This is a genomic window from Rhizobium oryziradicis, assembly GCF_001939045.1.
Lineage (GTDB): Bacteria > Pseudomonadota > Alphaproteobacteria > Rhizobiales > Rhizobiaceae > Allorhizobium > Allorhizobium oryziradicis.
The window spans coordinates 216420-228706 of the sequence record NZ_MKIM01000020.1; the positions used below are offsets into that span (position 1 = coordinate 216420).

Annotated in this window: 9 protein-coding genes and 1 riboswitch; of the genes, 7 read left to right on the top strand and 2 right to left on the bottom strand. The window is 54.5% G+C overall.

Annotated elements, in window-relative coordinates:
- Window positions 1-242: 242 nt before the first annotated feature.
- Together BJF95_RS02815 and epmA are read right to left on the bottom strand one after the other, a co-directional pair.
- Window positions 243-1277 carry a lysine-2,3-aminomutase-like protein gene (locus BJF95_RS02815; RefSeq protein WP_075637912.1) on the bottom strand — a complete coding sequence of 345 codons (1035 nt, stop codon included), beginning with the start codon at window positions 1275-1277 and terminating at the stop codon, window positions 243-245.
- Complete coding sequence (epmA, locus tag BJF95_RS02820) at window positions 1274-2338, bottom strand: EF-P lysine aminoacylase EpmA (RefSeq protein WP_075637950.1); 1065 nt, start codon at window positions 2336-2338, stop codon at window positions 1274-1276. The genes BJF95_RS02815 and epmA overlap by 4 nt, the downstream gene beginning before the upstream one ends.
- 173 nt (window positions 2339-2511) lie before the next feature.
- Here epmA and efp point away from each other — a divergent pair, with 173 nt between their 5' ends.
- From efp to BJF95_RS02855, 7 genes are all read left to right on the top strand, one after another.
- On the top strand, window positions 2512-3081 hold the full coding sequence (gene efp / locus BJF95_RS02825) for an elongation factor P (protein WP_075637913.1): 570 nt from the start codon (window positions 2512-2514) through the stop codon (window positions 3079-3081).
- 121 nt (window positions 3082-3202) lie between these two features.
- Window positions 3203-3414: riboswitch (cobalamin riboswitch) on the top strand.
- A gap of 56 nt (window positions 3415-3470) precedes the next feature.
- Complete coding sequence (locus BJF95_RS02830; RefSeq protein WP_075637914.1) at window positions 3471-4124, top strand: energy-coupling factor ABC transporter permease; 654 nt, start codon at window positions 3471-3473, stop codon at window positions 4122-4124.
- Window positions 4125-4365: 241 nt separating this feature from the next.
- Complete coding sequence (locus BJF95_RS02835) at window positions 4366-5316, top strand: phosphoribosylaminoimidazolesuccinocarboxamide synthase (RefSeq protein WP_075637951.1); 951 nt, start codon at window positions 4366-4368, stop codon at window positions 5314-5316.
- A 5-nt stretch (window positions 5317-5321) separates the two neighbouring features.
- Complete coding sequence (locus tag BJF95_RS02840) at window positions 5322-5990, top strand: TetR/AcrR family transcriptional regulator (protein ID WP_083638667.1); 669 nt, start codon at window positions 5322-5324, stop codon at window positions 5988-5990.
- Between the two features lie 177 nt (window positions 5991-6167).
- Window positions 6168-7370: an efflux RND transporter periplasmic adaptor subunit gene (locus BJF95_RS02845; protein WP_083638668.1), complete on the top strand. Its 1203-nt coding sequence runs from the start codon at window positions 6168-6170 to the stop codon at window positions 7368-7370.
- 44 nt (window positions 7371-7414) lie between these two features.
- Entirely contained in the window at window positions 7415-10555 is a 3141-nt protein-coding gene (locus tag BJF95_RS02850) for an efflux RND transporter permease subunit (RefSeq protein ID WP_075637915.1), read from the top strand.
- 105 nt (window positions 10556-10660) lie between these two features.
- Complete coding sequence (locus BJF95_RS02855) at window positions 10661-12115, top strand: efflux transporter outer membrane subunit (protein ID WP_075637916.1); 1455 nt, start codon at window positions 10661-10663, stop codon at window positions 12113-12115.
- Window positions 12116-12287: the final 172 nt, after the last annotated feature.

Genomic DNA, 12287 nt, shown 5'->3' on the forward strand with positions numbered 1-12287 from the left:
CACTTTCCCTCACAAACTCGGAATGGCAAACTCGAAACGACAAACTCTCAATGTCAGCCAAGGCTGACATTGCGGACGAAAGACACACTCTCTCAGCCGTCATTTTCGACAGGATACCGTAAACAGCGGTATCGAATGGGCTTTTGTGCCAATCTGACCATCGTCACCAGTCATTTTAGACTATTATGGCGTGATTTATTAAAGGGATATGAAGAAAAGCGACCAAAACTGGGAGTATTGTTTCACAAATCTTTGTAGTGGTGATTTGCACCTCGAAAATCGGTAATCTGATAGCCGTCACTATCATCGCTGACGGTGCTTGCCCCAATGGGCACCTTGCCGTGGCCACCGGGAATGTCGAGCACATAGGTTGGCTGACACAGGCCCGAAACATGGCCGCGCAATGCCGAAACAATCTCCTGTCCACGCTTGAGGCTGAGGCGAAAATGGCCGGTGCCGGGGGCAAGATCCGGATGGTGGAGATAATAGGGCCGAATGCGCAGCTCGACAAATTTGCGCATCAATGCGGCCAGCACAGCCGCATCATCATTCACGCCCTTGAGCAGCACGGTCTGGCTGACAAGCACGATTCCATCCTTCAACAAACGATCAATCGCCACTTTTGCCGCATCTGTCAGCTCACGGGCATGGTTGGCGTGAATGGCGATATAGGTGGTTTTGCCGCTGGCTTTGAGGGCATCCAACAGAGCGTCATCAATGCGGGTCGGGTCCACCACCGGCACGCGGGTGTGAAAACGGATGATTTTAACATGGTCGATGAGGGCCAATTGGTCCAGAATAGCCTTCAGGCGGCGTGGCGACAAAACCAGCGGGTCGCCACCGGTGAAAATCACCTCCCAGATTTCATCATGGGTACGAATATAGTCGATGGCCTTTTCCAGCGCGTCACCACTCAAAAGGCCATCGCCGTCAGGCCCCACCATTTCGCGGCGAAAACAAAAGCGGCAATAAACCGGACAGCTGTGCACGGCTTTCAGCAACACCCGATCGGGATAGCGGTGGACAATGCCCTCAACCGGGCTGTGGGCGTGGTCGCCAATCGGGTCTGCCAACTCCTGCGGCACCTGGATCAGCTCATCCGCGTGGGGCACAAATTGTGCGGCAATGGGGTCTTGGAGGTCGTGGACATCCACCAAAGCCTGCATGGCGGGGGTGATGGCAATGGCATAGCGCGCGGCGACCTGGGTGAGCGTGTCAGCATCCTCACGTTTGATCAATCCGGCATCCAGCAATTCGCTCACGGTTTTCAACGTCATACGTGTGGCTCCGCCACCGGTGCCCATAGCACCTGTTCTATGCGCTGGGCGCCGGTTGCCAGCAGCACCAGCCGATCAAAACCAAGGGCAGCCCCGGAGGCTTGTGGCATGATGGCAAGGGCGCTCAGAAAATCCTCATCCAGCGGATAGGTCTCGCCATAAATACGGGCTTTTTCCGTCATTTCCATTTGAAACCGGCGACGCTGCTCGGTGGCGTCGGTCAATTCGCCAAAGGCGTTGGCCAGTTCCACCCCGCAGGCATAAAGCTCAAACCGCTCGGCCACACGCGGATCACGCGCGCAAGGTCTCGCAAGGGCCGCTTCTGGGACCGGGTATTCATCCAGAATGGTGGGACGGTCAAAACCCAGATTTGGCTCGACTTTTTCGACAATCACCCGGCTGAACAGATCGGCCCAGCCATCATCATCGGCTATGCGGATGCCCGCGCGGGTTAGCTCAGACGCCAGATGATCACGGTCTGTGTCGCCATTGGCGCTCACCGAGGCGAGAAGATCAATGCCCGCATAGCGCTGAAAAGCATCCGCAACGCTTACCCTTTCCGGGGCGGCAAATGGATCGCACACACCACCGCGATAAGAAAACTGCTGTGTTCCCGTCGTCTGTGCGGCAAGCTTTAGCATATCGGCGCAATCATTCATCAATTGCACATAGCTTTCGCCGGCGCGATACCATTCCAGCATGGTGAATTCGGGGTGATGCAGCGGGCCGCGTTCGCGATTGCGATAGACATGGGCAAAGCAGGCAATGCGCGGCTCGCCTGCCGCCAGCAGTTTCTTGCAGGCAAATTCTGGCGATGTATGCAGATAGAGCGGCTGCGGGCTGCCATCATTGCCAATGGCAAGCGTGGCAAAGGCATGCAGATGGGCTTCATTGCCCGGAGAGATCTGCAAGGTTGCGGTATCAACCTCGATAAAGTCACGGGCAGCAAAATAACCGCGTAGCGCTGCCTGAATGGCATTACGGCCAAGCAAAAACGGCCGCCGGTCGGCATGCACCGTCGGTGTCCACCAAGGCGAAGGGGTGCTGCGCTCTTGCGTCATTGCGGCATCTCCGGCTTTTGTTTCTGCCACCCTTGCACAATTGGCGTGCAACACGGGCTGGCTATTTTGACAAATTTAGGTTAGGTGCCCCCAAAAGAAAATTTGTGACACGTTTAATTCTGGGCGGCGGGCCGTCCTTTACGACGTGCGTTAGAGAGATACAAGGAATTCCGATGGTCAAGGTAATCGCCTCTTCGGTCCGCAAGGGCAATGTTCTCGAAGTTGACAACAAGCTATATGTCGTGCTGACAGCGCAGAACTTTCATCCAGGCAAGGGCACGCCCGTGACGCAAGTTGACATGCGCCGCATCGTGGATGGCGTGAAGGTGTCGGAACGTTGGCGCACGACAGAGCAGGTTGAGCGCGCCTTTGTGGAAGATGTGAACCACCAGTTCCTCTACGAAGATGGCGAAGGCTTCCACTTCATGAACCCCGAAAACTACGACCAGTTGGTGGTTGATGTGGACACCATGGGCGACCAGAAGGCCTATCTTCAGGAAGGCATGACCTGCGTGCTGTCGATTTTCGAAGGCAATGCTTTGGCAATCGAATTGCCACGCCATGTGACGCTGGAAATCACCGAAACCGAGCCGGTTGTGAAGGGTCAGACAGCGTCGTCTTCCTACAAGCCAGCCATTCTTTCCAACGGTCTGCGCACACTGGTTCCGCCGCATATCAATGCCGGCACCCGCGTGGTGATTGCCACGGAAGACAATTCTTACGTTGAGCGCGCCAAGGACTGATGGGTTCTTCAATGCGTAACGATCAACCCGGTGCCTCAGGCACCGGGTTTTTTTATGGATTTTTTCTGTGCGGGGCCGCTTTTCGCTTGTGATGCGACTGGACAGACGCAGAGTTGAAAGAATAAAGTTTTCGTGTGTTGGTTTCGCAGGCTCAACAAAAGCCCGCGGATGAAAAGGGAATACGGTGAGGACGACCCAATCGGGACCGAATCCGTGGCTGCCCCCGCAACTGTAAACGGAGAGCAAAGTCCAAAATGCCATTGGCTGATGCCGATAAGGCGGACGGCGCAAAGACCCGTGAGCCAGGAGACCTGCCAGCGCATAACACCGCCTAACGGGCGGCATTTTATGGATCTTTGCGCGGAGGGCGCAAAAGAAAGGACATATCTATGCATATCGAAGTCGGTATTATTGATCCGGCGCGGCTGGTGTTTGCCGATGCGGCAGCGCTAAGCGTGGTGGCGTCGCAACTTCCAGCCGTTGTGCGCAATCCGATGATTGTGGCCAAAACCCTGCTGTCTGCCATTGCCTTTTCCGCCATGATGCAAATGTGGCATCTGCCGGTCGGGCCATCGGAGCTGCATTTGATCGGCGCAACCACCGTCTATCTGCTGTTTGGCTTTGCCCCGGCCATGCTGGGCTTTGCGCTTGGGCTGGTGTTGCAGGCATTTCTGTTCGAGCCAGGCGACATTCCCCATCTTGGCGTTAACGCGCTCTCACTGATGATCCCGATGATCGCGGTGCATGTCACCTTTGGTCGCCGGTTGTTTGCAGCCGGGCTGAAAGATCGCTTCACGCTGGGCAAGGTGTTACGGCTGGATGCCACCTATTATGCCGGGGTGTCGTTGATGGTGGGCTTCTGGCTGTCGATCTCCAATGATGCCTTTGCGGTCGCCGATTGGGCGCAGTGGGCTGTGGCCTATGCCCCGGTGTTTTTGGTGGAAGCCTGCATTACATTTGCCGCCGTGCATCTGGTGCGACGCTTTCACAATCATCCCTTGGCGGTTCGGTTTACGGATGTTGATCGTTTGACCTTTGCGTAAATCCAGCGCAATTTGATGCGATAAATGAGCGCGCGTTGGCTTGCGCGCGCTTTTTCTTTGAAATTTTCGCAACGATGCGTTACAGCGCCCTGCACCCTGTAGGGCGCGAAAAGGTTCGGTGTAACACCGTAAATCCTCTGCATAATTGATTGAATCAATCGCTATTCAATCAACTATGCAGAGGCTGCGCGGTGGAGATGGCTTGCCGGTGTGGGCGAGCAACACAAAGGAAACTGGTGTGATGCGTATTCTGACAGAAGCTTTCTTTCCTGATCTGCCGAATTACTATGGTGGCAAGGTGCGGGAAAATTACGATCTGCCCGATGGTCGCCGCATCATTATTTCCACCGACCGTATCAGCGCCTTTGACCGCATTCTGGCCTGCATACCCTATAAGGGTCAGGTGCTGACGCAGACGGCCCGCTACTGGTTTGAAGAAACCGCAGACATTTGCCCGAATCATGTGATTGCCTATCCCGATCCAGCTGTGGTCGTGGGCAAGCGCCTTGATATTCTGCCGGTTGAAATTGTGGTTCGCGGCTATCTTGCTGGCACCACCGGCACGTCGATTTTGACACTCTACAAAAATGGCCAGCGCACCATGTATGGCATGACCCTGCCAGACGGCCTGCGTGACAATCAAAAGCTGCCACAGGCGATTATCACGCCCACCAGCAAAGAGTTTGATGGCGGCCATGATGAGCCTTTGACGCCTGCGGAAATTATCGAAAAAGGCTTGCTGACCCAAGCGCAGTGGGAGACGCTGTCTGCCTATGCTCTGGCGCTGTTTGCGCGTGGCCAGCAAAAAGCCGCCGAGCGCGGGTTGATTCTGGTGGATACCAAATATGAATTTGGCACGGACGAGCACGGCAATATCATTCTGGCCGATGAAATTCATACGCCAGACAGCAGCCGTTACTGGATTGCCAACAGCTATGAGGAAGCTTTTGCCAAGGGCAGCCGTCCTGCAAGCTTCGATAAGGATTTTGTCCGTTCATGGGTGGTCGAGCGTTGTGACCCCTACAAGGATGCCATTCCGGAAATTCCGCAGGATCTGATTGCGGCAACCTCCAAGGTGTATATTCAGGCCTATGAGGCGATTACCGGCCTGACGTTTCAACCAGATGACAGTGGCGAAACACCGCTCGCGCGGGTGAAAGCAAACCTTGCAGCTTATCTGGCAGGGCCCTGAACGCGATGCCAGACACAAAACGCGGCAAAAATGATATGGAAAGCGGCTGCGACCGCGGGTGCACACCCCGTCAACGCCGCTCGCGCAGGCCAGCTGCAGAAACGCGCAGGGAAATTCTCTCTGCGGCGGATACGCTGTTTCGCGAAAGGGGCTATCAGCAGGTTGCCATGGCCGATGTGGCCGCCGCTCTTGGAATGTCGCCCGCCAACGTGTTCAAGCATTTTCATGCGAAGACAGCGCTGGTTGATGCGATCGCGTGTACGCATGTTCAAGAGATGATGGAGCAGCTGAAGGGCCTTGAAATGCCCCGTGAGCCGCAGGCAAAGCTCTTGCGGGTTGCCGAAGCGCTGCTGACCAGTCTGCTGGCAGATGTGCGCGATAACCGCCATCTGTTCGAAATGATTGTTCTGACCGCAGATCTCGAACTGCGGGCGGGCGATATGTATCGGGCAACCATTTCCGCTATTTTTGAAATGATTATTCTTGAAGGCGTCGAAGCGGGCGAATTTTTTGTTCGTGATCCGCGCCACACCGCATCGGTGGTCACCACCGCTCTTGCAGGGGTAATCAACCCCTTGTCGGTCTCGAGCGAAAAGCCAGAGACGCTCTACACGCGGTGCCGCGATGTGATCGAACTGGTCAATACCGCGCTGCAAAATCCGCTTGCAAAGTGACGATTCTTGAACTACGTCACATAGCAGTCTTATTAAACTGCTGAAATGTGACTTTGCTGCCACGCACACGCGCCAGCTTGCCGCGCTTCACAGGAAAATTTGTTTATCATCTTGTGATCTTGCCTCCGTGCTGAAACTCTTATGCTCAGACCGGACGCAAAAAATTAGGACCAGCGCATGGCGAAGTACTTCACCCTGTCATCCATCTTGTTTGTTGCGGCGCTTGCTGTTGCGGGATGCAGTGATCAGGACAAGCAGCAAGCGGCAGGCGGGGCAGGGGCTGCGCGCCCGCCAAGCCCGGTTAGCGTCGTGATTATGAAGAAGTCGGTGCAGCCTTTGACAACCATTTTGTCAGGTCGCGCTGAGGCCGTGCAATCGGCCGATATTCGTCCGCGCATTGGCGGTGTGATCAAGGAAGTGTCGTTCAAGGAAGGTGGCTTCGTCAAGGCTGGCGATTTGCTCTACAAGATCGATGATGCAACCTATGTTGCGGCTGTCGAGGAAGCCAAGGCAGCCCTTGAAAAGGCAGAGGCAAGCGTGCCATCGGCAACAGCCAATATGCAACGCTATGAGCGCCTGGCCAATACGGGTGCCTCGCAAAAAGATTATGAAACCGCGCAGGCCACCTTGCTCGAAGCCAAGGCATCTGTTGCTCAGGCGCGCGCAAGTCTGCAGACGGCAGAAATCAATCTGGCCTTCACCGAGATTCATGCGCCGTTTGATGGTGTCACATCCGCCACCAATTATTCCATCGGCAATCTGGTCACCGCCGGTCAGACAGATGCCTTGATGACACTTCGCAAGATCAATCCGATTTACATCAAGCTGAATGAATCCAGCGTTAATCTGCTGCGCTTGCGTGCGGCGATTGCGGCAGGCAATCTCAAAAACAACGCAGGCGATGTGGATAAAGCCGATATTCGTCTGACGATGGAAGATGGCACCGAATACCCAAGCGTTGGCAAGATCGACATGTCTGAAATGGCGGTCAGCACCACAACAGGCACCGTTTCAATTCGTACCCTGTTCGACAATCCTCAAAACCTCATTCTGCCTGGCATGTATGTGCGTGCCACAATCACGGTTGGTGAAGAGGATGGCTTTGCCATTCCCCAGCGCGCTGGTTCGCGCAATGCAGACGGCTTTCTTACGGCCAAATTCGTCAATGCTGATAACAAGGTTGAGACGCGGACATTCGCCACCAGCAAGCTTTCCGGCAACAATTGGCTGGTGACAGACAATGTCAAGGATGGCGACAAGCTGATTGTTGACGGTTTCCAGTGGATTGGCGATGGCGCGACCGTCAAGCCTGTTCCTTCCGAGGTTAATGCCAAGGGTCTGGTCATCCAGGCCCCGGCGACCGAAGCACCAAAATCATGATGTCGCACGACATCTTCAGCAACATCGTGATTGGGAAGTAAACAATGGCCAAGTTTTTCATAAGGCGACCGATTTTCGCATGGGTGATCGCGATCGTGATCATGCTCGGCGGTATTCTCGCCATCAACACGCTCTCTGTTTCGCAATATCCGGATATTGCGCCAACCACTGTGCGCATCACCGCAACATACAGTGGTGCCAGCGCGGACACCGTGCGCAAATCGGTCACGCAGATCATTGAAGATGGCATGACCGGTCTTGATGGTCTGACCTATATGACGTCTTCGTCGTCCACCGGTCAGGCAACAGTGTCGCTGACGTTTGACAGCAATATCGACAAGGATATTGCGCAGGTGCAAGTGCAGAACAAGCTGCAGCTTGTGACATCGCAGCTGCCCAGCGTTGTGCAGGCTCTGGGGCTGAACGTATCGCGCTCCACCTCCAGTATCCTTCTGGTGGGCGCATTGGTCGGCTCGAATGAAAAATACTCCTCTGCCGATCTCGGTGATGTGTTTTCCACGCAGATTGAAGACCAGATCAAGCGGCTTGAGGGTGTTGGCAGTATCAATCTGTTCGGTTCTGCCTATGCCATGCGCATTTGGCTTGATCCCTTCAAACTCAACAAGTTTCAGCTGACGCCCGCTGATGTAACCTCGGCCATTCAGGCGCAAAACACGCAGGTGTCTGTCGGCTCCATGGGTGCCTTGCCCTCCGTTGAAGGCCAGCAGCTCAATGTGACCATGACAGCGCAGAGTCAGTTGAGCACGGTGCCTGATTTTGAGCGCATCATCTTGAAGGTGGATACAAGTGGTGCGGCCGTGCGCCTGAGTGATGTTGCCCGGGTGGAAATCGGCCAGGAGAGCTATGCTGCAAGCTCGCGCTCCAACCGCCACCCCGCTGCAGGCTTTGCCGTCAATCTGGCAACCGGTGCCAACGCCCTGGACACGGCAGCCCGCGTGAAGGCCAAGCTTGCATCCATTGCGCCATCCTTGCCGCAAGACATCAAGATTATCTATCCTTATGATACGACACCGTTCGTGTCGCTTTCCATTGAGAAGGTTGTTCATACGCTGATCGAAGCCATCGTACTGGTGTTCTTCGTTCTGTTGATCTTCCTGCAAAATTTCCGCGCCACGCTGATCCCGATGATTGCGGTGCCGGTTGTCTTGCTCGGTACATTCGGAATTTTGTCCGCAACCGGATATTCCATCAACACATTGACCATGTTCGCCATGGTTCTGGCCATCGGCCTTCTGGTGGATGACGCCATTGTTGTGGTTGAAAACGTCGAACGCATCATGTCCGAAGAGGGGCTTGACCCATTGGAGGCCACGGAGAAATCCATGGGCGAAATCACCGGTGCCATTGTTGGTATCGCGCTAGTCTTGACGGCTGTGTTTATCCCCATGGCGTTTTTCGGTGGTTCAACCGGTATTATCTACCGTCAGTTTTCGGTGACCATCGTTTCGGCCATGTTGCTTTCCGCGCTGGTTGCTCTGGTGCTGACACCTGCATTGTGCGCAACACTTTTGAAGCCGATTAACAAGGACCATAAGAAAACCACGGGACCTGCGGCCTGGTTCAATCGCAATTTTGATCGCACAACGTCGGGCTATGTCAGCTCGGTCGGCTATCTGCTTGGCCGTCCGTTGCGTGTTTTGCTGATGTTTGCGATTGTTGTTGTTGGGTGTGCCTGGTTCTTCATGCGCATGCCATCCTCCTTCCTGCCTCAGGAAGATCAGGGCGTGTTGATGACGATTATCCAGCTTCCCAATGGCGCGACGGCGACACAAACGGACGCTGTTATCAAGAAAGTCGAAGATTACTATCTTGATAAGGAAAAAGATGGCGTTCAGGATGTGTTTGCCGTCAATGGCTTCAGCTTCAGTGGGTCTGGCCAGAACAATGCGTTGGTTTTCGCTCGACTGAAAGATTTTGATGATCGCAAGGCAAAAAATCTTGCCGCTGCGGCCATTGTTCAGCGTGCAATGGGTTATTTCTTCACCATTCGTGAAGCGCAGGTGTTTCCGCTCATGCCTCCGGCCATTCAGGGCCTTGGCACTTCAAGCGGCTTCTCGATGTATCTGGTTGATACCGGAAATCATGGGGCAGAAGCACTGGTTGCTGCATCAAAACGTCTGATCAGCGAGGCCAACAGCGGCCACCTCATCAGTTCCATGCGTAGCAATGACCGCGACGAGGAAAACCAGATCAAGGTCATGCTTGATCAGGAAAAATTGAGCGCCATGGGTGTGGCTATCGCGTCGGCCAACTCCATGCTGACGACAATTTTCGCTGGCACGGACGTCAACGATTTCACACTGAACAACAAGATCAAAAAGGTCTATGTGCAGGCGGATGCACCGTACCGCATGCAGGCAGAGGATTTGAAGTATTGGAACGCACGCAACTCGAAAAACGAGATGGTGCCTTTCTCATCCTTCACCGAGACAAAATGGGTCTCCGGCTTGCCGTCGATCTCAGCCTATAATGCTGTGAATGCTTTCTCCATGGAAGGCGCATCGGCACCGGGCGTCAGTTCGGGCGATGCGATGAATGAAGTCGAGCGCATCGTTTCGCAAATGGGTGGCGGTTACACGGTTGCCTGGCAGGGCATTTCCTATCAGGAGCGCCTGTCCGGATCGCAGGCCCCCCTGCTGTATGCCCTGTCCATTCTGATCGTGTTTCTGTGCCTGTCGGCATTGTATGAGAGCTGGTCTATCCCGTTCTCGGTGATCATGGCCGTTCCGGTTGGCGTTTTGGGGGCCCTGGCCGCCGCGCACGTCTTCGGACAATCAAATGACGTTTACTTCAAGGTGGGCCTGCTGACGACAATCGGGCTTGCCGCGAAAAACGCGATTCTGATTGTGGAGTTTGCCAAAGAGCGGCAAGAGCATGGGCTTAGCCTGTTCGATGCGACGCTTGAGGCCGCAAAATTGCGCCTGCGCCCAATCATCATGACATCACTTGCGTTTATTCTCGGTGTTGTGCCGTTGGCGATTGCCACAGGTGCGGGATCGGCAGCTCAAAACGCCATTGGTGTTGGGGTTCTGGGCGGCATGTTGGCGGCAACAGTGCTCGGAATTTTCTTCGTTCCGTCATTTTTCGTGATTGTGCGGCGGTTTTCAAACCGTGCAAAACCAAAAAGAAACGCTGTTGCAAAGACGACGGACTCGATAAGTTAAGAAATAATGACCGCACCCTGCTTTGGGTGCGGTATCCATAAGAAACGGCGTTGTTACATGATGATGATGTGCAGCGCGACTCGGTGCTAAACAGGGATAGAAATGATGTTCTCCATTCGCGTGGCAACGCCCCTTGCATTGCTTTTACTATCGGGCTGCGTAATGGGCCCGGACCACACAGCGCCGCAGACCGCGCTACCTGCTCAATTCAACGAAGGTGGACAAAAGTCTGCTGGCGATCCAACAAGCGTTGCATGGTGGACAGCCTTTCACGATGCCCAGCTGAATAAACTGGTCAAACAGGGTATTGACCAGAACCTTGGCGTTCTGCAGTCGCTTGAGCGCATTGATCAGGCAAGGGCGGCCGTTACCAGCGCGCAAGCCAGCTTGTTCCCAAGTCTGACGGGCACTGCCAGCGAAAAAGGCTCCAAGACAAATGGCAGCATCAATTCTTCGCCGGAAAGCTGGGCCAGCAGCGGCGGTCTTTCCGTATCATGGCTTGTTGACTTGTGGGGGCAATATCGCAGTTCTGCTGCCAGTGCCAAAGCCTCGCTTGATGGTGCCTATGATAGTGTCGATACAGCACGCTTGACGTATCTCTCCGATCTCACAAAGTCCTACATCAATGCGCGCTATTATCAGAAGCGTGTGGCGATCGCGAGGGATGCGGTAAAGTCACGTCGCGAAACACTGTCGTTGACCAAGCTTCAGCTTGAAGCCGGTGCGGCATCGCGTTTGGACGTTGTGCAGTCGGAAGGTCTGGTAAACTCAACTTTGGCCGATATTCCAGGGCTGGAGGCGAGCTTCTACGCCAATGCTTATCATATTTCGACCCTTTTGGGCCTGCCTGCCTCGACACTCATCCACGATCTTGAGAAGGGTGGTGCTCAACCAACACCGCGTAGCGCCGTCGTGACGGGTGTTCCTGCCGATTTGATTCGCAACCGTCCAGATATCCGTCTGGCAGAGCGTACTCTTGCTTCCGCAGTTTATAGCATCAGCACGGCCAAGGCGCAGTTGTTCCCATCGATCACGCTCAGCGGTTCGATTTCTCCGTCTTACATCAGCAGCAGCGCCCGTGCGGGTACATCGAACACATGGTCATTTGGCCCCGCATTGAATCTGCCAATTTTTGATGGCGGAGCGCTGCGCGCCAACGTCAAGAGCAAGGAATCGGCTGCTCGTGGTGCATACCTTGCCTGGAAGCAAACCGTGCTGACCGGTGTTGAGGAAGTTCAAAGTGCCCTTGCTGCTTACAATCGCGATGCGCGATCGGTTGCAGCAAGCCGTGCCTATGTGAAGTCCTATAAGGAAGCGCTGGAGCTTTCGACCGCATCCTATAAGGATGGTGCGTCTTCGCTGCTCGACGTGCTTGACGCGCAGCGCCAGTTGACAACAGCGCAGGCAAGTCTTGCAACCGCAATCCAGCAATTGGCCAACGATTATGTGACGCTCAATATTGCTATCGGCGGCGGCTATGCTTTTAACGGCAAAGCCGAAGCCATTGCGGCAACTGTGCGGCCTGCCGAAATGCCAGCCACGCTCGCCAAGAAAAACTAAACAGCATTTTTTTGAACGTGCGCGCTCCCGGCAATCAGCTTTGATTGCCGGGCGCTTTTGTTTTGTGCTTGTCGCACAGATAAGAATCCTAATTTTCTCGAGTAAAACCGGTAAGTTATCTAAAATATGATAATTTTATAACGGTGAGCGTTGACTTGTTGTGTTGGTGGGC